This is a genomic window from Dactylosporangium salmoneum (assembly GCF_039532525.1).
GTDB lineage: Bacteria > Actinomycetota > Actinomycetes > Mycobacteriales > Micromonosporaceae > Dactylosporangium > Dactylosporangium salmoneum.
On record NZ_BAAARV010000094.1, the window covers coordinates 48,564 to 72,640 of the forward strand.

Annotated in this window: 24 protein-coding genes; 11 read left to right on the top strand and 13 right to left on the bottom strand. The window is 72.0% G+C overall.

Annotated elements, in window-relative coordinates:
- Nucleotides 1-270 precede the first annotated feature (270 nt).
- Nucleotides 271-1,029: an SAM-dependent methyltransferase gene (locus tag ABD352_RS46890; RefSeq protein ID WP_344619119.1), complete on the bottom strand. Its 759-nt coding sequence runs from the start codon at nucleotides 1,027-1,029 to the stop codon at nucleotides 271-273.
- 352 nt (nucleotides 1,030-1,381) lie between these two features.
- Between ABD352_RS46890 and ABD352_RS46895 the strand changes: the two genes are divergently transcribed.
- The 3 genes from ABD352_RS46895 (at nucleotide 1,382) to ABD352_RS46905 (ending at nucleotide 3,408) form a co-directional block, all read left to right on the top strand.
- Nucleotides 1,382-2,212, top strand: a complete 831-nt coding sequence (locus tag ABD352_RS46895) for an RNA polymerase sigma factor SigF (RefSeq protein ID WP_344619120.1) — start codon at nucleotides 1,382-1,384, stop codon at nucleotides 2,210-2,212.
- A 265-nt stretch (nucleotides 2,213-2,477) separates the two neighbouring features.
- On the top strand, nucleotides 2,478-2,636 hold the full coding sequence (locus ABD352_RS46900) for a hypothetical protein (RefSeq protein WP_344619121.1): 159 nt from the start codon (nucleotides 2,478-2,480) through the stop codon (nucleotides 2,634-2,636).
- 10 nt (nucleotides 2,637-2,646) lie between these two features.
- Nucleotides 2,647-3,408, top strand: a complete 762-nt coding sequence (locus tag ABD352_RS46905) for a methylenetetrahydrofolate reductase (RefSeq protein ID WP_344619141.1) — start codon at nucleotides 2,647-2,649, stop codon at nucleotides 3,406-3,408.
- A gap of 17 nt (nucleotides 3,409-3,425) precedes the next feature.
- Here the strand turns inward: ABD352_RS46905 and ABD352_RS46910 are convergent, their stop codons facing one another.
- Both ABD352_RS46910 and ABD352_RS46915 read right to left on the bottom strand, forming a co-directional pair.
- Nucleotides 3,426-4,295 (bottom strand): DUF1996 domain-containing protein, encoded by an 870-nt coding sequence (locus ABD352_RS46910; RefSeq protein WP_344619122.1) that lies wholly within the window; start codon nucleotides 4,293-4,295, stop codon nucleotides 3,426-3,428.
- 290 nt (nucleotides 4,296-4,585) lie between these two features.
- Nucleotides 4,586-5,542 carry a GlxA family transcriptional regulator gene (locus ABD352_RS46915; protein WP_344619123.1) on the bottom strand — a complete coding sequence of 319 codons (957 nt, stop codon included), beginning with the start codon at nucleotides 5,540-5,542 and terminating at the stop codon, nucleotides 4,586-4,588.
- 72 nt (nucleotides 5,543-5,614) lie between these two features.
- Between ABD352_RS46915 and ABD352_RS46920 the strand changes: the two genes are divergently transcribed.
- From ABD352_RS46920 to ABD352_RS46930, 3 genes are read left to right on the top strand one after another with little or no spacing between them, the layout of a single operon-like run.
- Complete coding sequence (locus tag ABD352_RS46920) at nucleotides 5,615-6,865, top strand: APC family permease (protein WP_425553930.1); 1,251 nt, start codon at nucleotides 5,615-5,617, stop codon at nucleotides 6,863-6,865.
- Between the two features lie 40 nt (nucleotides 6,866-6,905).
- On the top strand, nucleotides 6,906-7,247 hold the full coding sequence (locus tag ABD352_RS46925) for a YciI family protein (RefSeq protein ID WP_344619125.1): 342 nt from the start codon (nucleotides 6,906-6,908) through the stop codon (nucleotides 7,245-7,247).
- Between the two features lie 58 nt (nucleotides 7,248-7,305).
- On the top strand, nucleotides 7,306-8,517 hold the full coding sequence (locus ABD352_RS46930; protein ID WP_344619142.1) for an RNA polymerase sigma factor: 1,212 nt from the start codon (nucleotides 7,306-7,308) through the stop codon (nucleotides 8,515-8,517).
- Nucleotides 8,518-8,580: 63 nt separating this feature from the next.
- Here ABD352_RS46930 and ABD352_RS46935 read toward each other — a convergent pair whose 3' ends face one another.
- The 9 genes from ABD352_RS46935 to ABD352_RS46975 form a co-directional block, all read right to left on the bottom strand.
- Nucleotides 8,581-10,317: an MFS transporter gene (locus ABD352_RS46935; RefSeq protein WP_344619126.1), complete on the bottom strand. Its 1,737-nt coding sequence runs from the start codon at nucleotides 10,315-10,317 to the stop codon at nucleotides 8,581-8,583.
- Complete coding sequence (locus ABD352_RS46940) at nucleotides 10,314-10,739, bottom strand: MarR family winged helix-turn-helix transcriptional regulator (protein WP_344619127.1); 426 nt, start codon at nucleotides 10,737-10,739, stop codon at nucleotides 10,314-10,316. Before ABD352_RS46940 ends, ABD352_RS46935 begins: the two co-directional genes overlap by 4 nt.
- Nucleotides 10,740-10,895: 156 nt before the next feature.
- Nucleotides 10,896-11,630 carry a hypothetical protein gene (locus ABD352_RS46945; RefSeq protein WP_344619128.1) on the bottom strand — a complete coding sequence of 245 codons (735 nt, stop codon included), beginning with the start codon at nucleotides 11,628-11,630 and terminating at the stop codon, nucleotides 10,896-10,898.
- A 162-nt stretch (nucleotides 11,631-11,792) separates the two neighbouring features.
- Nucleotides 11,793-12,974, bottom strand: a complete 1,182-nt coding sequence (locus tag ABD352_RS46950; RefSeq protein WP_344619129.1) for a cation:proton antiporter — start codon at nucleotides 12,972-12,974, stop codon at nucleotides 11,793-11,795.
- A 3-nt stretch (nucleotides 12,975-12,977) separates the two neighbouring features.
- Nucleotides 12,978-13,460 carry a cation:proton antiporter regulatory subunit gene (locus ABD352_RS46955; RefSeq protein ID WP_344619130.1) on the bottom strand — a complete coding sequence of 161 codons (483 nt, stop codon included), beginning with the start codon at nucleotides 13,458-13,460 and terminating at the stop codon, nucleotides 12,978-12,980.
- Nucleotides 13,461-13,542: 82 nt separating this feature from the next.
- A complete protein-coding gene (locus tag ABD352_RS46960; protein ID WP_344619131.1) occupies nucleotides 13,543-14,280 on the bottom strand; it encodes an IclR family transcriptional regulator in 738 nt (245 codons plus the stop codon).
- 51 nt (nucleotides 14,281-14,331) lie between these two features.
- Nucleotides 14,332-17,691 carry a bifunctional lysylphosphatidylglycerol synthetase/lysine--tRNA ligase LysX gene (gene lysX / locus ABD352_RS46965; protein ID WP_425553931.1) on the bottom strand — a complete coding sequence of 1,120 codons (3,360 nt, stop codon included), beginning with the start codon at nucleotides 17,689-17,691 and terminating at the stop codon, nucleotides 14,332-14,334.
- Nucleotides 17,601-18,101, bottom strand: a complete 501-nt coding sequence (locus tag ABD352_RS46970) for a hemerythrin domain-containing protein (protein WP_344619133.1) — start codon at nucleotides 18,099-18,101, stop codon at nucleotides 17,601-17,603. Before ABD352_RS46970 ends, lysX begins: the two co-directional genes overlap by 91 nt.
- 10 nt (nucleotides 18,102-18,111) lie before the next feature.
- A complete protein-coding gene (locus ABD352_RS46975; RefSeq protein ID WP_344619134.1) occupies nucleotides 18,112-18,864 on the bottom strand; it encodes a polyphosphate kinase 2 family protein in 753 nt (250 codons plus the stop codon).
- 110 nt (nucleotides 18,865-18,974) lie between these two features.
- On the opposite strand from ABD352_RS46975, the gene ABD352_RS46980 reads away from it, so the two are divergent.
- Genes ABD352_RS46980 through ABD352_RS46995 form a run of 4 tightly spaced genes read left to right on the top strand, consistent with a single transcriptional unit; the run spans nucleotide 18,975 to nucleotide 21,669 of the window.
- Entirely contained in the window at nucleotides 18,975-20,021 is a 1,047-nt protein-coding gene (locus ABD352_RS46980) for a lysylphosphatidylglycerol synthase transmembrane domain-containing protein (RefSeq protein ID WP_344619135.1), read from the top strand.
- A gap of 51 nt (nucleotides 20,022-20,072) precedes the next feature.
- The gene (locus ABD352_RS46985) at nucleotides 20,073-20,876 is read left to right on the top strand and encodes a DeoR/GlpR family DNA-binding transcription regulator (protein WP_344619136.1); all 804 of its coding nucleotides are present in this window, start codon (nucleotides 20,073-20,075) and stop codon (nucleotides 20,874-20,876) included.
- Nucleotides 20,873-21,226 carry a DUF4406 domain-containing protein gene (locus ABD352_RS46990; RefSeq protein ID WP_344619137.1) on the top strand — a complete coding sequence of 118 codons (354 nt, stop codon included), beginning with the start codon at nucleotides 20,873-20,875 and terminating at the stop codon, nucleotides 21,224-21,226. Before ABD352_RS46985 ends, ABD352_RS46990 begins: the two co-directional genes overlap by 4 nt.
- Nucleotides 21,223-21,669: a GNAT family N-acetyltransferase gene (locus tag ABD352_RS46995; RefSeq protein WP_344619138.1), complete on the top strand. Its 447-nt coding sequence runs from the start codon at nucleotides 21,223-21,225 to the stop codon at nucleotides 21,667-21,669. The genes ABD352_RS46990 and ABD352_RS46995 overlap by 4 nt, the downstream gene beginning before the upstream one ends.
- 49 nt (nucleotides 21,670-21,718) lie before the next feature.
- Here ABD352_RS46995 and ABD352_RS47000 read toward each other — a convergent pair whose 3' ends face one another.
- Nucleotides 21,719-23,326: a DHA2 family efflux MFS transporter permease subunit gene (locus tag ABD352_RS47000; RefSeq protein WP_344619139.1), complete on the bottom strand. Its 1,608-nt coding sequence runs from the start codon at nucleotides 23,324-23,326 to the stop codon at nucleotides 21,719-21,721.
- 131 nt (nucleotides 23,327-23,457) lie between these two features.
- Here ABD352_RS47000 and ABD352_RS47005 point away from each other — a divergent pair, with 131 nt between their 5' ends.
- Complete coding sequence (locus tag ABD352_RS47005; RefSeq protein ID WP_344619140.1) at nucleotides 23,458-23,892, top strand: Fur family transcriptional regulator; 435 nt, start codon at nucleotides 23,458-23,460, stop codon at nucleotides 23,890-23,892.
- Nucleotides 23,893-24,077 lie beyond the last annotated feature (185 nt).

Genomic DNA, 24,077 nt, shown 5'->3' on the forward strand with positions numbered 1-24,077 from the left:
CTCGGGCGGCAACGGGCGATCGGATGGGGTTGCGGGGTGCTGCGGTACCTCGGCCATAAGAGTCCTCCGGCGTCGACCCACGCTCGCACCGATCGGACAAGACCTACCTCCGCCGGGCGTGGCTGGGCAGCCCGGATCGGTGCGCTGAGTCGGAGCCTCTTGGCCTCGGTCCCGGTCGGCGTGGGCGGCCGGGTCAGGCTCGGGCAGGCGCGCTGCCCGAGGACAGAGTACCGCCCCATCCCCGTCCGCCGCTTGCCCCAAACCGTGCGGTCAGCGGCGCACGGCCACGCCGCCGTAGCCGTGCGACACCTGGTCCTCGCCGGGCTCCGGGCGCCACTTGCCGATCCAGCTCAGGCCGGGGTCGAGCAGTTCGTAGCCGTCGAAGAAGCGCAGCACGTCGGCGCGGGTGCGCGGGACGATGGGGGCGTTCGAGGTGCGGTACACCTGCTGGCCCTGGTGTGCGGGTGCTTGCTCGACGCCGTCGAGGGTCAGGTGTGAGACGACCAGGCAGCTGCCGGGAGCGGTGGCGTCGCGCAGGCGGGCGACCAGGGCCCACGGGTCGGCGTCGTCGGGCAGGAAGTGCAGCATCGACACCAGCAGGATCGCGATCGGCTCGGTCAGGTCGAGGTGGCCGCCCACGTGCGGGTCGGCCAGCAGGGCCTCCGGGTCGCGCAGGTCGGCCAGGGCCACCGCGACCCGCTCGTCGCCGTCGACCAGCGTGCGGGCCTGGGCCACGGCGACGGGGTCGTTGTCGACGTACGCCACCCGGCCCCGGGTGTGCTCGTGCACGTTGCCCTGCGTCGGCAGGCCGGCGCCGATGTCCAGGAACTGCCGGATGCCCGCCTCCCGGCCCAGGTGGCGCACCGCCCGCTGCATGAACCGCCGGTTGGTGCGGGCCGCGGCCGGCGTGTCGGGGAAGATGGCCAGGATCTTCTCCGCGGCCTCCCGGTCGGCGGCGAAGTTGTGGTAGCCGCCGAGGTAGTAGTCGTACATCCTTGCGACGTTCGGGACCGAGGCATCGATCGTCATGGTGGTCACCCTACGGCTCGCCGAGGTGCGAACGCGGCCCCTGACTGTTGCCCTGCGGCAAGTTCTTGTAAGGTGAAGGCGTCCCACCCCGCACGGGTGACGTGTATCCCTGTGCGGCCGGGCCTGTCCAGACAGTGGCGGCTCACCCGGAGCGTGGCGACACCGGAGGTCTGCGCCGGCGCTCAAGACACGGGCGTCGCGGCGTCATTCGACCGGACCGCGAGCACTGCTACGACCCTGCCCAACTGCAGGGTTTCCCGCTCGCCAACCACCGAAACCCCGCGCCCCAATCGGGCCGGGACACGTTGTGGCGCCGGTCACGCGGTACCAAATGGAAAGGCTGAACCCTGCCATGAGCATCGACGTGCAGAACACCCAGACGCACCAGCAGAGCACCCAGGCCCCGCACGGGCGCGGCACCCGCGAGACCGACGCGCAGGCTAAGGCGCTGCTGTCGCTGCTGGCCGACCTCCCCACCGGCACCGACCGGGAGCGGGTCCGGGCCCGGCTGATCGAGCTGTACATCCCGCTCGCCGAGTACCTCGCCCGCCGCTTCCGCAACCGCGGCGAGCAGTTCGAGGACCTCGTCCAGGTGGCCAACCTCGGCCTGATCAAGTCCGTCGACGGCTTCGACCCGTCGCGCGGCGCCGCGTTCACCAGCTACGCGATCCCGATGATCGTCGGCGAGCTCAAGCGCCACTTCCGGGACAAGGGCTGGGACGTGCGGGTGCCCCGCCGCCTGCAGGAGCTGCGGCTGGAGATCAGCAAGGTCTCCGGCGACCTCGCCCAGGACCTTGGCCGCTCGCCGACCGTGGCGGACCTCGCCACCCGTCTCGCGGTGAGCGAGGAGGAGGTCATCGAGGGCCTGGACTGCGGGCAGGCGTACCGGGCGCTGTCGCTGGACGCCCCCGTCGGCGACGGCGGCGACGGCACGGCCAACGGCCTCGGCGACCTGCTGGGCGGCGACGACCCGGACATGTGCAACGTCGAGAACCGCGAGGCGCTGCGGCCGCTGCTGGCCAAGCTGCCGGAGCGGGAGCAGAAGATCATCGCGATGCGCTTCCACGGCAACCTGACCCAGTCGCAGATCGCCGCTGAGCTGGGCATCTCCCAGATGCACGTGTCCCGGCTGCTGGCCGGCGCCCTGCGCGCCCTGCGCGAGCAGCTGACCCGCGAGGACTGACCGTCCGAGGGCCCCGCAGCACCACGAAAGGGCCCGCGCGAGCAGCTGACCCGCGAGGACTGACCGTCCGAGGGCCCCGCAGCACCACGAAAGGGCCCGCGCGAGCAGCTGACCCGCGAGGACTGACCGTCCGAGGGCCCCGCGGCACCACGAAAGGGCCCGCGCGAGCCCGCGAGGAGTGACCTTCCGCGCGCCTTCCCCGCGAACCGGGGTGCATTCCGTACCTTGGTTCGCGGGGGTGGGCAAATTGGGCAAATCACGCGAATTGAAGTGGGTTCTGCGTACCGGCCGCGACGAGCTGGCCGAGCACGACGGCAAGGAGATCTACGCCTTCGGCGACACCGACTCGGTGGGCCGGGTCGAGGTGACGCTCACCGACGGGACCCGCGTGCGGGTGCGCCGGTCGCAACTCATACCGTCCTAGGGTGGCTGGGATGGGGAGCGCCTTCGAAATCGTCTGTGAGATCGAGCCGCCGACGCGGCCCGACATCCGTCACGTGCGGCACCAGATCGGGGTCCTGGCCCCGGTCGCGCACGCGTTCCTCATCCCGGACAACCACATCGGCCGGGCCACGGTGTCCAGCATCGCCGTGGCGCACGAGGTGGCGGCCATGGGCGGGCGCAGCATCGCCTGCCTGAACTCTCGCGACCGCAACCTGCTGGGCTTCCAGCGTGACATGCTGACCGCCGCCGCCTACGGCGTGAGCGAGTTTCTCTTCGTCCACGGCGACAAGCCGACCGTCGGCGACCGCACCGGCGAGCTGACCGTCCGCACGATGATCGCCGAGGCGCACGCGATGGCCGAGCGCCCCGGCTTCACCCGCCCGCGCATCGGCGTGGCCGCCGCCCTGCGCCGCGTGCCGGCCTGGAAGCGCGAGGCGGACTTCGTGTTCGCCCAGATGAGCTTCGACGTGGACGCCCTGCTGCGCTGGCGCGACGAGACAGCGCTGGAGCAGCCGGTGTACGCCGGGGTGCTCGTCCTGGCCAGCGCCGGCATGGCCCGCCGTCTCTCGGCCACCATCCCGGACATCGACATCCCGGCCGACCTGATCGACCGGGTCGCCGCCGACCCGCGCGCGGGAGTGGCCGCCGCCTGCGCCCAGGTCGACGCCCTCCGCGAGAGCGGCGCCTTCACCGGCGTGCACCTGGTGCCCGTGTCCCGGTACCGCGAGGTCGCCCTCGCCCTGGAGCACTGAGCCCGGCCGGCGCCGGGCTACTTCTGATAGCCGAAGTCGTCGCAGGTGCGCCGCTGGGCGATGCAGTTCCTGGTGCGCTGGTTCATGGTCGGCTGGTCCCACATGACGAAGGCGTCGCCGTGCATCGAGGAGGCGCTCTTGCCCTCCTTGTCCGACGAGAGGTAGTAGCCCTCCGGGGTGCCCTTCACGCCGTACTGGATGTCGAAGGTGATGGCCGGGATCTTCACCGGATGGCTCGCGGGGCAGGCGTTGCCGGAGCCGAAGGCCACGTGGTCCTTGTGGTTGGGGCTGTCCAGGTGCTCGCCGTCCCAGCAGTCCGGGAACTGCAGGATGAAGTGCAGCGTGGCGGTGCCGCCGCAGATGGGCCAGTTGCCGTTGGTGCTGCGGGCGACGCCGTCGAGGTCGCCGGGGCCGTAGAAGGCGCAGTAGAACTGGCCCTGGGCGCCGCGCGGGGTCGGCTGCTGCTTCTTGGCGTCGCCGGCGATCATGCGCAGGCCGTTGGGCATCGGCATCTGGCCGGTCGAGGAGTTCATGAGCGAGCGGTAGTACACCCGGAAGCCCGTCGTCTCCACCGGCTTGCCGGTCGCGTTGTCGTACAGCGTCGGCACCCAGTAGGCGGAGTGGTCCTGGGTGGGCTTGCAGGTGGTCGCGGTGTACTTCGTGAGGTCCGCGGCCGTCGTATCCGCCTTGGTGGCGTTGTTGCCGATGAACGAGTGCATGTGCGAGGCGCCCGGGAGGCCGGGGAAGACGATCGGGTCGTCGGCGGCGGAGTGGCTGTACTGGCAGTCGGCCCGGAACTCGGCCAGGTTCCCGACGCCGGCCGGCACCGGGTCGGCGGCCAGCGCCTTGTACGCGTCGGCCTGCGCCTTCCACGCCGCCTTGTCCACCGGCACCCACCCGCCCGCGGCGGCGACCGCCTTCGGCGAGGAGGCGGCGGAAGGTGAGGCCGCGACGCCGGCCAGTCCCGCCGAGGTCGAAGGGTCAGTTTTATCAGATTTGTCCGAAATGTCCGGGCTGGCGGCAACGCGCGAGATGTCCCCACCACCACCGCACCCGGCCAGGACCACGAGCGCGGAACACAACAGAAGCCCAAGTCGACGCACGATTACGGAATCGTAGGGGCGAGCAATGCAAAGAGACAGGCCTCTAAGCAGTACTTAATTCGGATCTCAAAAAATCAACGATGGAAGACCTGGCGGTACGTCGTCGGGGTCACGCTGGTCTGCCGGGCGAAGTGCACGCGCAGGTTGGCCGGAGTGCCGAAGCCCGTGCGGTGCGCGATCCGCTCGATCGAGTCGTCGGTCGTCTCCAGCAGCTCCTGGGCCAGCCGCACCCGCTGCCCGACCAGCCACTGCAGGGGGCTGGTGCCGACGTGCTCGCGGAAGCGCCGGGCGAACGTGCGCTGGCTCAGGCGGGCCTCCCGGGCCAGGTCGGCGACGGTGAGCGGCTGGTCGAGGCGCTGCCGGGCCCAGTCCAGCGCGCCGCCGAAGGTGTCCGCCGGGCGCGGCCGGGGCGGCGGCGTGGCGAACTGGGACTGGCCGCCGTCGCGGTGGGGTGGCACGACCATCCGGCGGGCCACCTCGTTGGCGACCGCGGCGCCGTGGTCGAGGCGGACCAGGTGCAGGCACAGGTCGATGGCGGCCCCGGTGCCGGCCGAGGTGAACAGGTTGCCGTCCTCGGTGTAGAGCACGTCGGGGTCGAAGGTGACGCGGGGGTACCGCTGCGCGAAGTCGAAGGCGTTCATCCAGTGCGTGGTCGCCCGGCGCCCGTCGAGCAGGCCGGCCGCGGCGAGCACGTACGCGCCCGTGCAGATGGCCACGATCCGCTTGCCCCGCGCGTGCGCCTCCCGCACCACGGCGACGAGCTCGTCCGGCGGCTCGACCTGCTTGGCCCGCGGGAACGCCGGCAGCAGCACCGTGTCGGCCTCGACGAGGGACTCGAGCGGGTGCGGCGCCTCGACGCTCAGCCCCGAGCGGGCCGGGTGCCGGCCGGGCTCGGCCGCCGCGAAGCGCAGCTCGTACCAGGGGTCGGCCAGGTCGGGCCGGTCGATGCCGAAGACCTCGCACGGCACGGCCAGCTCGAACACGGGCAGGTGCCCGGTGACCGCGATGCCGACGACGTGTGGGCTGCCCATGGCAGAAATCTATCGCAGAACGGCATTCCTGCCACTCGCGAGCTCATGCCGTACCGCTGCAGGATCTTGTTCGTGATAACTGTTCCGCAGGGCGCCGCCCTGTCCATCGGCGCCGTGCTGGGCACCGGCGTGATCGCGCTGCCGGCGCTGGCCGCGCAGACCGCCGGGCCCGCCTCGCTGATCGCCTGGGCCGCGCTGGTCGCCCTGTCCGTGCCCCTGGCCGCGACCTTCGCCGCGCTCGGCGCCCGCTACCCGGACGCGGGCGGGGTCGCCACCTACGCGCGCACCGCGTTCGGGCGGCGGGCCGCGGCCGTGGTCGGCTGGTCGTTCTACTTCGCGGTGCCGGTCGGGGCGCCGGCCGCCGCGCTCTTCGGCGGCGCGTACGTGGCCGCGGCCCTCGGTGGGGGCACCCGCACGGCGTTGCTCACCGCGGCCGGGCTGATGCTCGCCGTGACGGTGGGCAACCTCGGGGGCGTGCGGGTGTCGGGCCGGCTGCAGCTCGGGCTGGCCGCGCTGCTCATCGCGCTGCTGCTCACCGCGACGCTGACCGCGCTGCCGCACGCCCGGACGGCCAACCTGCACCCGTTCGCCCCGCACGGCTGGTGGGCGATCGGGCCGGCCGCGGCCGTGCTGGTCTGGGGCTTCGCCGGCTGGGAGGCCGTCACGTCGCTGGCCGCCGACTTCCGCCGCCCGCGGCGCGACCTGCCCCGGGCCACGGCGATCGCGCTGGTCGTGGTGGCGGTGCTGTACCTGGCCATCGCCGCCGCCAGCGTCCTCGTCCTCGGCCCGGCGATGTCCGACGCGCCGCTGGCCGAGCTGCTCGCCGTCGGCACCGGCGGCCGGGTGCGCCCGATCGCGGCCGGCGCCGCCCTGCTGCTCACCCTGGGCACCATGAACGCCTACTACGCGGGCGCGGCCAAGCTCGGCGCCGCGCTCGGCCGCGACGGCGCCCTGCCGGCCTGGTTCGCCCGCGGGTCCGCCCCCGGCGCGGTGCCCCGCCGCAGCCTCCTCGTCGTGGCCTGCCTCGGCGCCGCATCGCTCGTCGTGGTCGCCGCGACCGGGACCGGCACCCGCGCGCTCGTGCTGCTCACCAGCGGTTGCTTCGTCCTGGTGTACCTCGTGGGCTCCGCCGCCGCCGTCCGCCTGTTGCCCCGGGGCACCTGGGCCCGCCGCTGCGCCGTCGTGGCGTTCGCCTCCGCCGTGGCCCTGCTGGTCGTCACCGGCTGGTACGTGCTCGGCACCGTGGTCATCGCGGCCGGCGCGCTGCTTTCGGAGAAATTCTTCGGCCGGACTGTCGATCCGGTCCCGGCCCGATTGACGTAGGAGTGTCAGTTGACACCGACGCAGTCCTGAGGAGCCCACGATGGCCCAGTACCTGATCCTGATCTACGAGGACGAGACCTCCTACGAGAACGTCGACCCGACCGTGTCCCAGCAGGTGATGGAGGCGCACAACCGCTTCGCCCAGCAGGTCGGCGAGCTCGGCGGCACGCTCCTGGGCGGCAACGCCCTGCAGCCGACCCCGACCGCCACCTCGATCCGCGGCGACGTGGTCACCGACGGCCCGTTCGTGGAGACCAAGGAGGTGCTCGGCGGCTACTACCTGATCGAGGCCAAGGACCTGGACCACGCCCTGGAGATCGCCAAGCTGTGCCCGGCGATGTTCGGCGGCGTCGAGGTCCGCCCGATCTGGGCCTTCGAGTAGGTTGTCCGATCCCGTCCGCGCGGCGATCGCCGACGCGCACCGTCGCGAGTGGGCCCGGGTGCTCGCCGCGACGGTGCGCGTCGCGCGCGACCTCGACCTGGCCGAGGAGTGCGTGCAGGACGCGTACGTATCGGCGCTGGACGCGTGGCTGCGTCAGGGCGTGCCCGCCAATCCCGGCGCCTGGCTGACGACGGCGGCGCAGCGCCGCGCCCTGAACGCCCACCGCCGCGCGGCCATCCTGCGCTCCAAGCTGCCCATGCTGATCGTTCCCGACGCTCCGGAAACGCCCGATGGGTTCCCGGACGACCGCCTGCGGCTGGTCTTCACCTGCTGCCATCCGGCGCTGGCCCGGGAGGCCCAGCTCGCCCTCACCCTCCGCCTGGTCTGCGGCCTCACCACGGCCGAGATCGCCCACGCCTTCCTGGTCAGCGAGCCCACGATGGCCGCGAGGGTCACGAGGGCCAAGAAGAAGATCGCCGCGGCCCGCATTCCGTACCGCGTCCCGTCCCCCGAGGAACTGCCGGACCGCCTGGACGCGGTGCTGACCGTCGTCCACCTCGTCTTCACCGCCGGTCACGCCGGCTACTCCGGGGATGACCTGGTCCGGCCGGACCTCGTGGGGCGCGCCCTGGACCTGGCCCGCACCCTGTGCGCGCTGATGCCCGACGAGCGCGAGGCCCAGGGCCTGCTGGCCCAGCTGCTGCTGCACGACGCCCGCCGCGCCACCCGGCTCGACCCCGACGGGCGGCTGGTGCTGCTGGAGGAGCAGGACCGTACGAAATGGGATCGGGACCAGATCGCGGAGGGCCTGCGCCTGGTCCGCTCGTCCCTGCGGGGCGGCCGGCCGGGCCGCTTCGCGCTGCAGGCCACGATCGCCGCCCTGTACACGGAGGCCCCGACCTACGCCGACACGGACTGGTCCCAGCTGCGCGCGGTGTACGACCTGCTGCTGGCCGCCTGGCCCACCCCGGTCGTGGCCCTGAACCGCGCCGTGGTCGTCGCCATGGTGGACGGCCCCGCCGCCGGCCTGGCCCTGATCGACGCCCTGGCCCCGGATCCGCGCCTGGCCGGCTACCACTACCTGCCGGCCGCCCGCGCCGACCTGCTGCGCCGCCTGGGCCGCTTCGCGGAGTCGCGCCAGGCCTACGAGACCGCGATCGCCCTGTGCGACAACGCCGTCGAGCGCGCCTTCCTGACCGCCCGCCTCGCGGAGCTCACGCGGCCGCCGGACGGTACGCCGACGGGCCGGTCGCCCCACTCCCCGGGGTGACCGGCCCGCCTGCTGCGCCGCGCCCGGCCCGTGGCTAAAACCGGGGCCGCGCCTGTTACCGGATCAGGACTGGGAGGGTGCCGGGTCGATCTCGTGCTTGCCCGGCTTGATGAGCGACGCGAGGCCGCCGATGAGGGCCATGGCGATGGCCATCCAGAAGACGATCACCAGGCCGTCGTGGAAGGGGCCGGAGACCAGGTGCGGGAAGAACTCGCGGCCGGTCAGCGTGGCCGCGTTGGCCGGCGGGAGCTGGCCGAGCAACTGGGGGCCCAGGAGCGATTGGATCGGGTTGTACCCCAGGAAGGCCGCGAACAGCGTGCCGACCGGCGGCAGGCCGGCGATCTGGGACGCCGCCTGCGGGGGGACGCCCTGGCCGGTCAGGCCGGTGCTCAGCGAGCCCGGCAGCGAGCTGGACAGGCCCGCGATCATCAGCGAGAAGAAGATGCCGATCGACAGGACCATGCCCGCGTTCTGGAAGGTGGCCCGCATGCCCGACGCGGCGCCGCGCATGTGTGCCGGGACGCTCGACATGATGAGCGAGGTGTTCGGGGCCGCGAAGAGGCCGCCGCCGAGGCCGTTGAGGAAGACCAGCACGGCGAAGGCCCAGTAGGCGAAGTCGGTCGGCAGGATGAGCAGGCCGGCGAAGGAGACCGCCATGATGACCAGGCCGACGGCGGCGAAGAGGCGCGGGCCGTACTTGTCGGACAGGTGCCCGGCGACCGGGCCGGCGGCGAGGAAGCCCACGGTCAGCGGCAGCAGGTAGATGCCGGCCCACAGCGGGGTCGACTCGTAGCTGTAGCCATGCAGCGGCAGCCAGATGCCCTGCAGCCAGATGATGAGCATGAACTGCAGGCCGCCGCGGGCGATCGAGGCGAGCAGGCCGGCCACGTTGCCCGAGGCGAAGGCGCGGATCTTGAACATGGCGAGCGGGAACATCGGCTCGGAGACCCGGCGCTCGATCCAGACGAACAGGGCCAGGACGGCCACGCCGCCGATCAGGCCGGTGAGCACCCACGGGTTGGTCCAGCCCTGGCTGTGGCCGCCGTAGGGCTGGATGCCGTACGTGATGCCGGCCAGCAGCGCCGTGAGGCCCGCGGCGAAGGTCAGGTTGCCCCACCAGTCGATGCGGCCGGGGCGGCGCAGGCCGGTGTCGTGCAGGCTGCGGTACGCCCACAGGGTCCCCACGATGCCGATCGGCACGTTGACCCAGAAGATGGCCCGCCAGTTCCACTCGGCGAGCAGGCCGCCGAGCACCAGGCCGATGAAGGAGCCCGCGATGCCGGCCACGATGTTCACGCCCAGGGCCATGCCGCGCTGGGCGGCCGGGAAGGCGTCGGTGAGGATCGCGGCGGAGTTGGCCATGAGCATGGCGCCGCCGACGGCCTGCAGCACCCGCCAGCCGATGAGCCACAGCGCGCCGGAGCCGCCGTCGAAGGGGTCCAGCGACAGGGCGATCGAGGTGACGGTGAACAGCGCGAAGCCGAGGTTGTAGATGCGGACCCGGCCGTACATGTCGCCGAGGCGCCCCAGGGTCACCACCAGCACGGCGCTCACCAGCATGTACCCCATGAGCATCCACAGCAGGTAGGACACGTTGCCGGGGCTGAGCGGGTTGAGCTTGATGCCGTTGAAGATCGCCGGCAGCGAGATCAGCACGATCGAGGAGTTGATGGTGGCGATGAGCATGCCGAGGGTGGTGTTGGACAGCGCCACCCACTTGTAGTGCGGGTGGTCCTTGCCGCCCGACAGCGCCCCGCGAAAGCCGCCGGACTTGTTGGGAACTTCGAGGGTCTCGGTCACTTGGCGAGCCTCTCCAGCGCCGGTAGCGCAGCCGCGATCAGCGCCTCGTCTTCTCCGGTAACGTCTTCGAGCAGGGTGGCCATGTGCGCGGCCCGCACCGCGCGGCGCCGCTCGAGCAGCTCGATCCCGGCCTGCGTGATCTGCACCAGCACGACCCGGCCGTCGGCGGGGTCGGCGGCCCGGTCGGCCAGCCCCTCCCGCTCGAGGCGCTGGACCAGCTGGGTCATCGCGGGCTGGGTGACGCCCTCCGCGGTGGCGAGCTCCGTGAGCCGCCGTGGGCCTTCCCGCTCCAGTCGCCGCAGCGTCGAGGCGGCCGTGAGGCTGATGTCGTTCGGGGGGTTGCCCTGACGCAAAAGGCTGAAGAGCCGCTCGACGGCGACCGTCAGGCGCGCAGGGTCGAGTGCGGTTCGGGCAGCGGGCATACTTCATTCGTATCACGTGCTTATAGAAGTGACTTATACACTGCGACCTAGTTCACCCGGTCTTGACAAAGATCGACGCCGGTCGACACGCCGTATGGCGGATCGACCGGCGTCGCGGTTGTCGGCGGAGCCGGTGTCAGAAGGCGGGAGCCGGTGTCAGAAGCAGCCGGGCTGGTCGACGATGGTCAGGCCGTCGACGAGGTTGCCGTATCCGGGATCGGTCGACGCGCTGTCCACCGCGGTGAGCGTGACGCGGGTCGAGGTCTGGTCGGGGCCGGTCTTGTACCAGCCGTACAGCCGCTTCCAGCGCGCGTCGTCGGAGGAGTTGACGTACGAGAACGCCGACCCGATGCCGTTGACACTGCCGTCGTTCCTCGGGGTCTTGCCGAAGTGGATCTGGGTGGCGTCGACGTCCTTGCCGCCCGAGGTGTCCCGGGCTCGGATCCAGAAGGACCAGTAGATCTTCGTGTTGGGCTTGGTCTTGATGTCCTGGTAGATCGAGTTGCCCTGGCCGGTGGCGTTGAGCTCGGCGAACTGCTTGCCGAAGCGGGCCGGCACGCCCATGTTGCCGCCCCAGATCTCGATCTTGCCGTCCGGGTCGTCGGTGCGCCAGCCGGGCACGTCGGCCTGGTCGAACTGCATGTAGTCGTTCTTCCCGAGCTTCGGCGTCTCGAAGCCGCCGTTGACGGTCATCTCCCGGCACATCGCGGCGGGCGTGCCGGCGTGCTTGCCGTGCTTGGCCTTGATCGCGCCGAGCATGGCGTTGCCGGAGCCCGTGCCGCCCCCGCCGGGCCCGTGGCCCGTCCCTGCGGCGTTCGCGGGCGTGCCGAAGAGCGTGGCCAGCAGCGCCGCGGCGCCGATCGTGGCCAGCATCCGGTTGTGCTTGCGCATGGTGATCCCCCGTTGTCCGCCACGGCAGCGCTGCCGTGGCACCTCAGACAGGGAGCCAAGCATGCTGACCTGCCCAAATGCCGGTAGATGAGGGAAAATCCGTATTTCGGGCAAATTTCGCAAGCCATTCAGTGGGGGCCGCCTGACGGGCGAAATGTCCGGTCAGGCGGCGCCGGTCCGCGACCGGGTGCGGCGGCGGTGCGCCACGCGCGCAAGGGGCTCGGCGGCCCGCGCCGCGATCGGGCCGGCGATGGCGAGGATGAGCACGTACGCGGCGGCGAGCGGGCCGAGCTTCTCGTTGGTCCCGGCGGCCACCGCGAGCCCGGCGATGACGATGTTGAACTCGCCGCGGGGCAGCAGCGCGGCGCCCGCGCGGATGCGGCCGGTCAGGGCCACCCCGGCCCGGCGGGCGGCGATCCAGCCGGTCAGCAGCTTGGAGGCGATGCCGCACAGGGCCAGCAGGGCCGCGATGCCGAGCACCGGCGGCAGGGCGCGCGGGTCGGTCTGCAGGCCGAAGAAGACGAAGAACACCGCGGCGAAGAGGTCCCGCAGCGGTGTCAGCAGCTGGCGGGCGGTGTGTGCGAGAGGGCCGGACAGCGCGATGCCGACCAGGAACGCGCCGACCGCGGCCGAGACCTGCAGCAGCTCGGCGGCGCCGGCCACCAGCACGGTCAGGCCGAGGACCTTGAGCAGCAGCACCTCGTCGCTCTCGCTGGCCACGAACCGCTCGACGACCTTGCCGAAGCGCAGGGCGATCAGCAGGACGAAGCTGATCGTCGCGGCGGCCAGGGCCAGGGTCGCGCTGCCGCCGAGCCAGCCGACGCCGGCCAGCAGGGCCGTGAGGATGGGGAGGTACAGCGCCATCATGAGGTCCTCGAAGACCAGCAGCGACAGCACGACCGGGGTCTCGCGGTTGCCGAGCCAGCCGAGGTCGCCGAGCACCTTGGCGGTGATCCCGGAGGACGTCACGTAGGTGACGCCGCCGAGCGCGAACGCGGCGACGACGCCCCAGTCCAGGATCAGCGCGCAGGCGACCCCGGGCGCGGCGTTGAGCACCAGGTCGACGAGGCCCGCGGGGGCCGAGGAGCGCAGGGTGCCGACGAGCTCCGGCGCGGTGTACTCCAGCCCCAGCGTGAACAGCAGCAGGATCACGCCGATCTTGGCCCCGGCGGAGATGAACTCGCCGCTGGTGCTGAGCGGCAGGACGCCGCCCGCGCCGAAGGCCAGGCCGGCCACGAGGTACAGCGGGATCGGCGAGATCGAGAACCGCAGCGACACCGCGCCGAGCAGCCCGAGGGCCAGGATGACGGCACCGAGCTCGACGAGGATGGTGTCGTGGTGCACGGCCTACCCGTCCGTCAGCAGGGTCGCGACGCCCTCGACGCCGGCCGCGGTGCCGACCACCACGACGAGGTCCCGGGCCCGCAGCCCGAAGTCCGGCCGGGGGCTGGCGATCACGTCGTTGCCCCGGACCACGGCGACGACGGAGGCGCCGGTGCGGGTGCGGGCGCGCGTGTCGCCGAGGGTGCGGCCGTCGTACGGCGAGCCGGAGCCGATCACCAGCTGCTCCGTCACCAGACCGGCGACCTGCCGCTGCATCGCGGCGAGCTGCTCGACGATCCGGGCGGTGCCGAGGAGCTCGGCGATCGCGTCGGCCTCGTCGGCTACGAGCGCCACCGACACCACGCTGGTGTCGGGGTCCTCCTTGTCGTAGACGACGAGGTCCCGGCGCCCGCTGCGGTGCGACACGATCCCGATGCGGCGGCCCCGCGCCGTGGTGACCACGTGGCTGGTGCCGATCCCGGGCAGATCCATGCGCTCGACGTCCATGGCCCATGGTACCGAGTAAATGATCTAGAAAACTCGGCGATTCTCGGAAAAATCAGGCATCACGGCCAGGCGGGACGACGCACTACGACAGCAGCGCGGCGGCCACCTCCTGCACGGCCCGCAGCACGCAGGCGGCAACGTCCTCGGCGTGGTCGTCGGTGAGCCGGGGCAGCGGCACGCCGACGCTGATCGCGTCGGTCGGCGCCAGGCCGGCGGCCGGGACCGCGGCGGCCACGCAGCCGACCCCCGGGACGACCTCGCCCCGCTCGTAGGCCCAGCCGCGCGTGCGGGTCTCGGCGAGCGCGGTGGCGATGGCGGCCCGGTCGATGGCCGTTTCGATGGTGTGCGCCACGACGCCCTCGTCGATCAGCGCGTCGATCTCGGCCGGCGGGCGCCGGGAGAGGATGGCCCGTCCGCTGGCGCTGGTCAGCGCCAGCAGGCGCCGGCCAACAGCCGGGCCGCCCGGGTCGTGCGGGGACTCGCGGCTGGCCAGGCAGACGACGGAGGCGCGGTCGAGGCGCACGAGCCGGACCGACTCGTCGAGCTGGTCGCGCAGCCGGGACAGGATCGGGCCGGCCAGCCGCGCGGTGCGGTCGCCGGACAGGTAGGCGCTGCCGGGGCGCAGCGCGCCGACGCCGATCGCGTAGGAGGCGCCGTCGGCGTCCGCCTCGACCCAGCCGCGGTCCACGAGGCGCTTGAGCCGTCCGCGCAGCACGCCCTCCGGCAGCCCGATCTGGCGCACCAGCGCGTCGAAGGTCATCCGGTCGGGGGCGGCGGCGAGCCGCTCCAGCAGGTCGAGGGTCGGGCTCTCATCGGCCATTCGTGCGCCCTTTCCCACTTCCCGGGGATCGGAAACAACGTATGCACCAGATTACATCCGCCCGCGCTTCACCAGCGGGAACGGCAGCGTTTCGCGAATGGTCCGGCCGGTCAGCAGCATGACGAGCCGGTCGACGCCGAGGCCGAGGCCGCCGCTGGGCGGCATCGCGAACTCGAACGCGTCGAGGAAGTCCTCGTCGAGCTCCATCGCCTCCGGGTCGCCGGCCGCGGCCCGCAGCGACTGGGCGGTCAGCCGGGCCCGCAGCTCGACCGGGTCCACCAGCTCGGTGTACGCGGTGCCGAGCTCCATGCCGAAGGCGACGAGGTCCCAGCGCTCGGCCAGCCGCGGGTCGTCCCGGTGCTGCCGGGTCAGCGGCGAGACGTCGACCGGGAAGTCGGTGTAGAAGGTCGGGCGGATGGTCGCGCCCTCCACCAGGTGCTCGTAGAGCTCCAGCACCAGCTGGCCGTGGGTCCAGCCGTCCTGCCACGGCACGTGCAGCCGGTCGGACAGCTCGCGCAGCTCGGCCATGGTGGTGCCGGGCGTGACGTCGGCGCCGGCGGCCCGCGAGACGGCGGAGTAGACCGGCACCACCGGCCACTCGTCGCGCAGGTCGACGACCTCGCCGCCGCGGCGCAGCACCGGGTCGTCGCCGGCGGCGGCCAGGATCAGGTCGCGGACCAGGGCCCGCATGGTGGTGTAGTCGCCGTACGCCTCGTAGGCCTCGAGCATCGTGAACTCGGGGTTGTGGGTGGCGTCCACGCCCTCGTTGCGGAAGTTGCGCCCGATCTCGAAGACCCGCTCGACCCCGCCCACGGCCAGGCGCTTGAGGTACAGCTCGGGCGCGATGCGCAGGTAGAGCCGCATGTCGTAGGCGTTGCTGTGCGTGATGAACGGGCGGGCGTTGGCCCCGCCGTGCACCGGCTGCAGCACCGGGGTCTCGACCTCGACGTAGCCGCGGGAGTGCAGCGCCCCGCGCAGCGCGAACGTGACCGCCGAGCGGGTACGCACCATGTCCCGGGCCGGCGGGTTGACGATGAGGTCGACGTGCCGGCGGCGGACCAGGGCCTCCGGGTCGGCCAGCTTGTCGGGCAGCGGCTGCAGGCACTTCGCGGTGAGCCGCCACTGCTCGGCGAAGACCGACAGCTCGCCGCTGCGGGTGGTGCCGACCTCGCCGGTGACGCCGACGTGGTCGCCGAGGTCGACCGTGGCCGCGAACGCCGGGTCGGGCACCAGCACCTGCAGGTCCCCGGTCCAGTCGCGCAGCAGGGCGAAGCACAGCCCGCCGTGGTCGCGCAGCCGGATGACCCGGCCGGCCACGGCGGCCCGCTCGCCGGTGAGGGTGTCGGGGCCGAGGCCGCCGTGTTCGGCGCGGATCCGGCCGAAGGGGTGCGTGCGCTCGAAGCCGGGCGGGTACGGCTCCACCCCGGCGGCCCGCAGCGCGTCGAGCTTGGCCAGCCGCACCCGCACCTGCTCGGGCCGCCGCGCCTGCGGCAGCGCGGGCGGGGCGGCCGCGGCGGCCTCCTCCTCGGTGAAGACCGGCTCGCGGCGGTCCGCGGTGAACGGCCGCGCCGAGCCCCGTCGCAGCAGGGTGCGCAGCCGCGGTACCACCACGAACCCCTCGGCGGCGCCGGAGGCCAGCCCGACCTTGGGCAGGTCCCGCACGTCCTCGAAGCACAGGTACCGGGGCAGCCACTGCGGGTTGTACTTCACGTTGGAGCGGTACAGCGACTCGAGCTGGAACCAGCGCGAGGCGAACAGCAGCAGTGCCCGCCACAGCCGCAGCACCGGCCCGGCCCCGATCCGGGCGCCTTCCTCGAACACGGCCCGGAACACGGCGAAGTTCAGCGATACCCGGTTCACGCCGAGGCGCGGCGCCTCCCGCATGAGGGTGGCGACCATGTACTCGATGAGCCCGTTGTCCGACTGCCGGTCGCGGCGCATGAGGTCCAGCGACAGGCCGCCCAGGCCCCACGGGGCGAACGACAGCAGCGCCACCTCGCGCCCGTCGCGGTCGTGGGCCTCGACGAGCACGCACCGCCCGTCGTTGGGGTCGCCCAGGCGGCCCAGCGCCATCGAGAAGCCGCGCTCGGTCTCGGTGTCGCGCCAGCGGGCGGCCAGCTCGATGATCCGGGCCATCTCCTCGGCGCCGATCTCGTTGTGCCGGCGGATGCGCACCGTGTACCCGGCCCGCTCGACCCGGTGCACGGCCTGGCGGACCTGGCGCAGCCGGGGCGCCTCCAGGTCGAAGTCGCGCACGTGCAGGATCGCCTCGTCGCCGAGCTCGATGACCCGCAGGCCGGCCCGCGCGTAGGCGGTCGCGCCCTCCTCGCCGGCGCCCATCACGGCGGGCGTCCAGGCGTACTCCCGCGCCTCCCGCAGCCAGGCCTCGATCGCCGGCGGCCAGGCGTCCGGGTCGCCGAGGGGGTCGCCGCTGGCCAGCGAGACGCCGAAGACGACCCGGTAGGTGACCGCGGCCCGGCCCGACGGCGACTGGATGACCTCCTTGTCGCGGCGGGTGGCGAAGTAGCCCAGCGAGTCCCGCTCGCCGTGCTCGGCCAGCAGCCGGCGCACCGCCCGCTCCTCGTCCGGGGCGAGCGAGGCGATCACGCGCTGCGAGCGCAGCAGCGCGAAGAGGGCGGCGAACAGGGCGATGGCGCCGAACGTGCCGAGCACGAGGTTCACCCATCCCGGGGCTCGGCCGTGCCGGTCGAAGTCGAAGGCGAACGCGCCGCCGAGCACGACCCGGCCGCTGTACTCCAGCCGCTGTATCCCGTGTCCGATCGAGCCCGGGAACAGCTCGAGCAGGCCCCAGCCGGCCACGGTGAAGGCGAGCAGCAGCGTGCCCAGCGTGATCAGCGCCTTGGGCAGGCTGGCCCGTTGTACCCGGGCCCGGAACTCCGGGCGGGCCAGCCACAGCAGGCCCAGCAGACCGGCGGTCACCGCCAGGTTGGTCGCCGCCGCGATCGTGCCGTGCCAGGGCAGGCGCAGCTCGTGGGCCTCGCCGCCGCGCTCGCCGAGGTCGGAGAGCACGAAGATGTCGTAGAGGCCCTGCAGTACCAGGACGATGCCCAGCAGCCAGAAGGTGATCCGTTTGCGGTTGTGCACGCCGGCCGCGAGCGTGGCCATGAGCGCGGCGTAGCCGACGTTGGCCGGCGCCGGGAACAGCAGGGCGTCGACCGTGGCCCGGACCGGGTGCACCCGGGCGCCCAGCGCCGCGCTCACGGCGGCGAGCGCGCACAGAGCGCCCACCGCGAGCAGTCCGACGGCGAACCAGTCCGGGATACGTGCACGCTTCACCGGGACATCATGCCCTTGGGTACTCAGCTGTTCTCTTGGATGTACCGCTTCGGATCCTTGTCGGTGAACGTGAGACCCTTGCCGCTGGGGTGCTCGCCGTAGAAGGCCAGCCATCGCTCGCCGAGCTCGAGGCGCAGCTGCATCCCGGCGTGCTTGCGGAAGTCGGGCAGCACCTCGTCCTCTTCCTCGGTCAGGTGCTCGCTGTTCTCGCGCCGTGCGTCCCACACGGCCTTCCACCACTCGTCGGAACCGACCTCGTGGTGCTTGGCCGCGTCGATCGCGTCGCGGATCTTGTTGTGGTCCCGGATCGCGTCGTCGGTCTCCTCCTTGGCCTCGTCGGAGCGCTGGCGCAGCAGATGGGGGTAGAGGATGCGCTCCTCGGCCTCGGCGTGGATCTCCAGGTGCAGCGCGAGGGCGTCCCACACGGCGCCGAGCTGCTCGGCCCCCTCGGCGTCGTCGAGCCGCGCGAACCCGCGCCGGAACGCGGCGTGGTCATCCAGGATCAGGGCGGTGATGTCGTCCATCCGCTGAACATCACCCGTTTTCGGCCGGGCCAAACCCGAGCGCCTGCTCCACGGCCCGGCAGACCGTCTCCAGGACCGTCACGCGGGCGGTCGGCTTGTCGTCGGCGGCGATGACGTGCCAGGGCGCCGCCGGGTGGTCGGTGCGGGCCAGCATGTCCTCGATCGCCGCCTTGTACTCCGGCCGCTTCTTGCGGTTGCGCCAGTCCTCGTCGGTGAGTTTCCACGAGCGCAGCGGGTCCTGGGCCCGGCTGTTGAACCGGCGCAGCTGCTCCCTGGACGAGATGTGCAGCCAGAGCTTGACCAGGATCATGCCCTCGGCGGTGAGCGTGCGCTCGAACTGCACGATCTCGTCGTACGCGCGGGTCCACTGCTCCTCGGTGGCGAAGCCCTCGACCCGTTCGACCAGGACGCGGCCGTACCACGAACGGTCCAGGACCGTCATCCCGCCCCAGCCGGGCAGGACGGGCCAGAACCTCCAGAGGAAATGGTGGCGCTTCTCGTCGTACGTCGGGGCGGCGAACTGCGCCACCCGCACGTGGCGGGGATCGAGGTGGTCGACCAGCCGCTTGATCGAGCCGCCCTTGCCCGAGGCATCCCAGCCCTCGAACACCACGCACAACGGCGGGCCGACCTCGTGGTCGCCGATCTGCCCGCCCAGCGTCAGCCGCAGGCGCAGGAGCCGCTCCTGGGCCGCGACGAGCCGGCTCAGCGCCTCGTCGTCGGGCAACGTGGCGTGCTGATCCACCTTCGACAGCCGTTTCATGACCATCAGCCTGCCATGAGGCGTCGATCCGGGCTCGGCGTGATGAACGGAACTGAGAAGGTCCTGAGAGAACGGGCTGGTTTGCTCCTTGCGGATGGGACCCTGATTCCGTGAGCCCGCGACGCAAGACCGTGCTGCGCGTCGCCGGGCTGCTCGTGGTCCTGACCGTCGCCGCGCTCACGCTGCAGCGCAGCCTGCCCGACTTCGGGCAGACGCTCGACGCGTTGCGCGCCGCCCGCCCGTGGTGGCTGGTGCTCGCCGCCGCCGCCGAGATGACCTCCCTGCGGCACTTCGCACTGCAGCAGCGGCGCCTGCTGGCGGGCTTCGGGGTGCGCATGTCGGTGCCACGGGCCCTCGCGGTCACCTTCACCCGCTCGGCCATATCGTTCAGCCTGCCCGCCGGCTCGGCGGTGTCGGCCGGGTTCGCCTTCCGGCAGTTCCGCACGGCCGGGGCCAGCCGCCGCACCGCGGGCGCGGTCGCGGTGCTGGCCAGCGTCATCTCCGGGGTGGCGCTGCTGGTCATGTACGGCGCGGTGGTGCTCATCCCGCGCGGCGGCGCCAAGGGCAACGCCGACACGCTCGTCTTCGTCCTGTCGCTGCTGGTCATCGCCGGCACCGTGTTCGGCATCGACTACTTCGTGGCCCCGCGCCGGCCCGGGCGGCCGGTCATCGACGAGGCCGAGCCCGAGCCGCAGCTCACCGGCGGCTGGTGGGCCCGCGGCCTCGGCGCGGCCGGGCGGACCCTCGCCGACCTGCGGCGGCTGCCCCGGCGGGCGTGGGTGCTCTCGCTCGTGCACGCGACCGTGAACTGGGGCCTCGACCTCGCCTGCCTGGCCGCCACCGCCGCCGCGTTCGGCATCGACGTGAGCCTGGTGCGCCTGGCCACCGTGTACCTCACCGTGCAGCTCGTCCGGCAGATCCCGCTCAGCCCGGGCGGCATCGGCGTCGTGGAGGTCGCGCTGCTGGCCGGGCTGGTCTCGGCCGGGGCCGGGCACGCCCCGGCGGCGGCCGCGATGCTGGTGTACCGGCTGCTGTCCTGCTGGATGATCATTCCGCTCGGGCTGTTGACGTACGGCATCCTCCGCCGCGGCGAGTCCCCGGGCGGCTCGCCGTCGGTCGAGCCCCCGGTCCTGGCCGGTTCTCGCAAGCCTGGTTGAGCTTCTCACACGGCCGTGTGAGATTTGGTAGATCAGTGTTAGATTCAGGGCATGCCTGTCCCGGATCGGCTCGACCTCACCCTCCGGCTCGTGCGGGGCAGCGGCAAGCTGACCCTCGCCGAGCTCGCCGAGCGCCTCGGCGTGTCCGAGATGACCGTGCGCCGCGACCTCGACCAGCTGCAGGAGCAGGGCCTGGTGCGCCGGGTGCGCGGCGGCGCCGTGGCCCTGGACGTGCCGGCCGAGCGGGCCGGCTTCTCCGTGCGCGAGCAATGGCTGGCCGCCACCAAGGCCGGGCTGGCCCGGGCCGCGGCGGAGCTGATCGAGCCCGGGAGCACCGTGCTGCTGGACGCCGGCACCACCACCGCGGAGGTCGCCGCCCATCTGGCCCGGCGCGCCCCGCTGACCGTGGCCGTGCTGAGCCTGCAGGCCGCGGTGCGCCTGGCCGACCAGACCGGCATCCGGCTGCTGGTCATCGGCGGGGAGTCCCGGGCGGGGGAGAGGAGCCTGGTCGGGCCCCTGGCGCTCGCCGCGCTGGACCAGCTGCGGTTCGACACGTTCGTGATGTCGATCGGGGCGGTGCACCACGAGCTGGGCTGGTCCGAGTTCGACCTCGACGACGCCGCCGTGAAGCGGGCCGCGCTGCGCCGGGCCGGCCGCACGATCGTGGTCGCCGACGCCACCAAGCTCGGCGTGCAGGCCTTCGCCCGGGTCGGGCCGCTCGATGCCGCCGACGTGCTCGTCACGTCGGACATATCCGATATATCGCCCGAAACTGTCGACGCCCTGCGCGCCGCCGGCGTGCAGATCGTTACCCCTGCCATCGCCATCCCTGCAGAAGGAGCTCTCCCGTCATGATGATCCTTGTGGCCGGCCCCTACCGGTCCGGCACCGGCGACGACCCGGCCAAGCTGCGGGCCAACGTCGACGCCATGAACGACGCGGCCGTGCGGCTCTTCCGGGCCGGGCACCTGCCCGTCACCGGCGAGGCCCTGGCGCTGCCGCTGATCGAGCGGGCCGGCTCGGCCACCGTCGGCGACACCGTCTTCGACGAGATCTTCCACCCGATCTCGGAGCGGCTCCTGGAGCGCTGCGACGCGGTGCTGCGCATTGGCGGCCCGTCCGCGGGCGCCGACCAGATGGTGGCCCAGGCCCGCGCGGAGGGCAAGGCGATCTACGCGGCCCTGGACGAGATCCCGGCGGCGTGACCGACATCGGCCCGGCCTCGGCCGCGGACGCCGATGTGATCCGCGACCTGGTCCGCGCCGCGTACGCGCACTACGTCCCGCGCATCGGCCGCGAACCGGCACCGATGACGGCGGACTACCCGGCGCTCATCGCGGCCGGCCATGTCTGGGTCGCGCGGGGCACGGGCCTGCTCGGCGTGCTCGTGCTGATTCCGCAGCCGGACCACCTGCTGCTCGACAACGTGGCGGTGGCCCCGGCGGCCCGCGGCACCGGCGCCGGCTCGGCGCTGCTCGCCTTCGCGGAGGCGCACGGCCGTTCCCTCGGCCTGCCCGAGGTTCGCCTCTACACCAACGCGGCGATGCACGAGAACCTCGCCTACTATCCGCGCCACGGCTACACCGAGACGCACCGGTCCAGTTCCTCCGGTTTCCATCGGGTGTACTTCGTGAAGCGCCTCGAATAGCACGACGCCCCCGCGGCCGTGGGGCTGCGGGGGCGTCGGACTGCCTGGTTCAGTGCATGATGACCGGCGCCGGGGTCCCGGCGGCGTCCACGTCGTCGTTGAGGTGCGAGACCTCCCGCTTGCGCGGCAGGAACGCGATCGGGATGAAGGTCGCGAGCACCAGGATGAAGCCCACCCAGTACGTCGAGGCGAACGAGTCGGCCACGAACTTCAGGCCCTGAGCGATCACGTCGGGACCGAACGCCTGCTTGATCTGGGCGCCCTGGGCGCCCTTGTCGTGCGAGGCGATCGCGATGTCGGCGACCGTCAGCGGCTCCTTGGTCTGCGGGTTGACCGCCCCCGGGATCTTCGGCGCGTCGTTGAGGTTGCTGGTCAGGATGACCGACATGACCGCGCCGCCGACCGAACCGCCGATCTGCTGCAGGATGTTCACCAGCGTCGAGCCGCGGGCCACCTCGTGATGCGTGAGTGTCTTCAGCGCCGAGGTCATGATCGGCATCATCGTGCCGCCCATGCCCAGGCCCATCACGAACAGCGAGCCGCACAGCACCACGTAGGAGGTGTCCGGCCCGACCTGCGTGAAGGTGAAGAACCCGACCGCGATCAGGGCCATGGCGAACGGCACCGTCCGCCCGACCGGGATCTTGTCCGACAGCATGCCGGCGATCGGCATGGTCAGCATCGCGCCGATGCCCTGCGGGGCCATGAGCAGGCCGGCGTGCAGCGTCGACTCGCCGCGCACCTGCAGGAAGTAGCTCGGGAAGAGCAGGCCGGCGCCCATGAACGCGATGACGAACACGAAGAGCGAGACCGTCGCGATCGTCAGGTTGCGGTTGCGGAACAGCCGCAGGTCCAGCAGCGGGTGCTTCGGCTTGAACGAGTAGAAGACGAAGCCGATCACCAGCACGGCGCCGATGAGCATCGGCACCCAGACCTTCGGCTTGGAGATCGTGCCGGCCTCGGGGAGGGAGCTCACGCCGTACAGCAGCGTCGCCAGACCCGGCGAGAGCATCAGCATGCCGACGAAGTCGAACGTCTCCGACGGCTCGGTGTTGTCCTTGGGCAGCGCGAACCACGCGTAGATCAGCGCGATCGCGCCGATCGGCAGGTTGATCAGGAAGATCCAGTGCCAGTTCGCCGCGTCGATGAGCCAGCCGCCGAGGATCGGGCCACCGATCGGACCCAGCAGCATCGGAATGCCCAGCACCGCCATGAGCCGGCCGATCCGCTCCGGCCCGGCCGCGCGGGTCATGATCGTCATACCGAGCGGCATGAGCATGCCGCCGCCGAGGCCCTGCAGCACCCGGTACCCGATCAGCTGGTTGATCGAGTCGGCCGTGGCGCACAGGCCGGAGCCCGCGGTGAACAGGAACAGCGCCAGCATGTAGAGGCGCTTCGTGCCGAACCGGTCCGCCGCCCAGCCGGACAGCGGGATGACGGTGGCGAGGGCCAGGGTGTACCCGGTCATCGTCCAGGCGACCCGGGCGTAGGTCGCGTCGAACTCCCGCATGAAGGTCGGCAGCGCGACGCTCACGACGGTCACGTCGAGGATCGACATGATCGCGCCGAGGACGATCACGCCCGCGATTTTCAGAACTTGGGCGTCCAGCTTGGCAGGCGCCTTGCCGCCCCCGACGGCGGCTTCCTGTTGGACCACGTGTTCCCCCAAACGTGCAACTGTCACGTACAAGTGATCGGATTCAGCCACAGCCTACGCGGCGCTTGTTGCGGGCTGCGACGGACATTGCTGGTAGCCATGCCTGGATAAGGGCACGCTAAGCTTTTCCAATGAACGACCAGGCCCACGAGGTCGAATCCGGCGTCGAATCCGGCCCGGTGCGGCGCAACACGCGCCAGCGCGACGCCGTGATGACCCTGCTCGGCGAAGTCGACGGGTTCTACAGCGCGCAGGAGTTGCACGTGATGCTGCGCGAGCGGGGCGCCAACGTGGGCCTGACCACTGTGTACCGCACCCTGCAGCTGCTCGCCGAGACCAACGAGATCGATGTGATGCAGGTCCCGGGCAGTGATACTCGTTACCGTCGCTGCAGCGACAAGCACCATCATCACCTTGTGTGCCGTGGGTGTGGACGGACGGTTGAGGTGCTGGGGCCGGCGGTGGAGCGGTGGGCTGACCGGGTGGGGGAGGAGCACGGCTTCACCGACGTGAGCCACACGCTCGAGATCTTCGGCACCTGCGCCAATTGCTGCGGCAAGTCCTGATTGGTGGTTTCCCGACATGTCGGGCGCTCCGCGCCACGACATGTCGGATTTATACCCTGACGGGCGACAAGGCGGGCATTTAGGGAATTCGCACGTTGCCCGTGGTCGTGGATGGGGCATCGGGCTATTCGTCGGATATCGGACCTATGCCCTGGCGGGGTATAAATCCGATAAGTCGTGGCGCG

What these genes read in the sequence shown, in the direction of transcription:
- ABD352_RS46890 (WP_344619119.1), bottom strand. Translation starts at nt 1,029, where the DNA reads ATGACGATCGATGCCTCGGTCCCGAACGTCGCAAGGATGTACGACTAC.
- ABD352_RS46895 (WP_344619120.1), top strand. Translation starts at nt 1,382, where the DNA reads ATGAGCATCGACGTGCAGAACACCCAGACGCACCAGCAGAGCACCCAG.
- ABD352_RS46905 (WP_344619141.1), top strand. Translation starts at nt 2,647, where the DNA reads ATGGGGAGCGCCTTCGAAATCGTCTGTGAGATCGAGCCGCCGACGCGG.
- ABD352_RS46915 (WP_344619123.1), bottom strand. Translation starts at nt 5,542, where the DNA reads ATGGGCAGCCCACACGTCGTCGGCATCGCGGTCACCGGGCACCTGCCC.
- ABD352_RS46925 (WP_344619125.1), top strand. Translation starts at nt 6,906, where the DNA reads ATGGCCCAGTACCTGATCCTGATCTACGAGGACGAGACCTCCTACGAG.
- ABD352_RS46940 (WP_344619127.1), bottom strand. Translation starts at nt 10,739, where the DNA reads ATGCCCGCTGCCCGAACCGCACTCGACCCTGCGCGCCTGACGGTCGCC.
- ABD352_RS46945 (WP_344619128.1), bottom strand. Translation starts at nt 11,630, where the DNA reads ATGCGCAAGCACAACCGGATGCTGGCCACGATCGGCGCCGCGGCGCTG.
- ABD352_RS46955 (WP_344619130.1), bottom strand. Translation starts at nt 13,460, where the DNA reads ATGGACGTCGAGCGCATGGATCTGCCCGGGATCGGCACCAGCCACGTG.
- ABD352_RS46960 (WP_344619131.1), bottom strand. Translation starts at nt 14,280, where the DNA reads ATGGCCGATGAGAGCCCGACCCTCGACCTGCTGGAGCGGCTCGCCGCC.
- lysX (WP_425553931.1), bottom strand. Translation starts at nt 17,691, where the DNA reads ATGGCTGGCCTTCTACGGCGAGCACCCCAGCGGCAAGGGTCTCACGTT.
- ABD352_RS46970 (WP_344619133.1), bottom strand. Translation starts at nt 18,101, where the DNA reads ATGGACGACATCACCGCCCTGATCCTGGATGACCACGCCGCGTTCCGG.
- ABD352_RS46975 (WP_344619134.1), bottom strand. Translation starts at nt 18,864, where the DNA reads ATGAAACGGCTGTCGAAGGTGGATCAGCACGCCACGTTGCCCGACGAC.
- ABD352_RS46985 (WP_344619136.1), top strand. Translation starts at nt 20,073, where the DNA reads ATGCCTGTCCCGGATCGGCTCGACCTCACCCTCCGGCTCGTGCGGGGC.
- ABD352_RS46990 (WP_344619137.1), top strand. Translation starts at nt 20,873, where the DNA reads ATGATGATCCTTGTGGCCGGCCCCTACCGGTCCGGCACCGGCGACGAC.
- ABD352_RS47005 (WP_344619140.1), top strand. Translation starts at nt 23,458, where the DNA reads ATGAACGACCAGGCCCACGAGGTCGAATCCGGCGTCGAATCCGGCCCG.